The 2,008-nt window shown below is 45.4% G+C and carries 1 protein-coding gene and 1 pseudogene; both read left to right on the top strand.

Annotation, left to right across the window (positions count from 1 at the left end; translation table 11 throughout):
* A partial coding sequence (locus POTG_RS14975; protein WP_036645742.1) for an IS1380 family transposase occupies window positions 1-958 on the top strand: 958 nt, incomplete at its 5' end.
* A 248-nt stretch (window positions 959-1,206) separates the two neighbouring features.
* Window positions 1,207-2,008 (top strand): annotated as a pseudogene (locus tag POTG_RS24420) (hypothetical protein); the annotation flags it as partial.

Genomic DNA, 2,008 nt, shown 5'->3' with positions numbered 1-2,008 from the left:
AGATTTACGAAAAGTCAATCAGGAGGTCATTCGTCCTTGTCTGCCATCCGAACTGATCTTGGATCTAGACTCTACGGTGGAAACTGTGTATGGCCATCAATCGGGAGCCGCAAAAGGAACGAATCCACACAAGCCTGGCCGGAAGAGCTACCATCCCTTGCTAGCTTTTGAAGGACAATCACGCTTATGTCTGAATGCCGTCCTCCGCGCAGGCAACACCCACTCTTCGACCGGCGTTGCTTCTTTTCTAGAGCAGACGTTTGATCTGATCGGTGATCGTTCGGTGAAGTACGCCCGATTTGACAAGGGATTCGGAGGCGAAGACTTCTACCAACTGTGGGAAAGCAAACGAATCGGATACGTTGGCAAGCTCAAGTGGACGAAACGTCTCGCAGCCGAAGTGGCCGCTTGTCGTTACTGGAAGCGCTTTGTCGATGATGAAGAATGGGTCATCGAAGGTATTACGCTTCTTTACAAAGCAACTTCTTGGAAAAAGCTACGTCGTGTGGCGATCATTCGCAAGGCACGAGTAATGGAAGACGGTCAAACGCGCCTCATCTTCGATACCGACTGGCAATATGAAGCGATCGTCACCAATCTGGAATGGGAACCGATCGACTTATGGCGGTTCTACAACCAGCGCTGCTGCATGGAAAACTACATCAAGGAAGCAAAACGTGGGTTTTCCATAGATCGAATTGCGACCGGTGACTTTGAAGCCAACGAACTCGACTTGCTCATCAAACTGTTGGCTTACAACCTCTATGAGCGATTCAAACAGGATTGTTGCGAGCCCATTCACCAAGGATATACGATTGCACGGTTTCGCTTAGAGTTCTTCCACTGCGCCGCGAAGATTATCCAGCACAGCCGTCGAGTGGTTCTGAAGTTGGTGAAGGACTTTACCAATCGGCATGTCTGGAAACGGATCGAAGCTAGAGTGGCTGCACTAGAGTGAAATCATCCATAATTTCACATGGGAATTTTAAAGCCCCTTCTTGTGGGGAGGGGGAGTGTGCATTCTCAAATCGAAAATACTCGGTGAATCACTGGAAAAAGATCCACAAATATTCACTATGGGCGCTAGAAGCGCTTATATGATTACCGTTACGATGGGCTTTCGAAATTTAGGATTATATTTATGCCGATGTCTCGGTGCTCCTTGACGATAATCGCAAGGAATGGTGGATTCCAAAGTCCTTCAAGATGCACAATCAAGATAACGAGACTTTAAAGCATCGCGCGCTTGATTTATTAAAAGAGCACAATATACAAGTGCGGCATGATAGTGAATATTTGATTGGAACATACAACAACTTCGAGCAGCAGTTTGAAGAAGATCTAGCGGTAATTAAAGGCAGGTTTGTGTGTGCCGCACTTTTGTTTGCCCATGTGAGCGGCCGGGGGAGTTTTAAATTTCCTGAAAACCAGGTCATAACGGATGAAGCAACATCAGACACTTTGGTAGATGAAGATTCAGAGGAAACGGTTGATTACAATAGTAATTTTAATTTTTCAGTGATTTTTGAGACCATTCAGAATTGTTCCCTGACTTTTGATAAAGATTTGATTCGCGATCTGCATCTGAATTTGACTGCCTTGAACGACAAGCATTTTGTGATTCTAAGCGGTATCTCGGGAACTGGCAAGACACAGCTGGCCAAGCTTTATGCGAATGCGGTGTATGGGCTGCCTTATGAAGCCGACAATCCCTATTTGTCTATCATTCCTGTTCGGCCGGACTGGACGGATGGAACTGCTTTGTTCGGGTATTACAGTTCTTTTGAAAACAGGTATATTATGACGGAGTTTTTAAGAGTACTTTTACATGCTCATAAGGAGAGGGAGAAGCCGCATTTCATTGTGCTGGACGAAATGAATCTTGCAAGAGTCGAGTATTATTTAAGCGATTATCTTAGCGGAGTAGAGTCACATAAGGAAATTCCTTTACACAACCGGGATGATCTTGAGGAAATCCCATCCAAAATCAGTATACCGCCTAATCTAT

Origin of the sequence: Paenibacillus sp. oral taxon 786 str. D14, from assembly GCF_000159955.1 — a bacterium.
Taxonomy (GTDB): domain Bacteria; phylum Bacillota; class Bacilli; order Paenibacillales; family Paenibacillaceae; genus Fontibacillus; species Fontibacillus phoenicis.
This window is presented reverse-complemented; position numbering and strand designations above follow the sequence as displayed.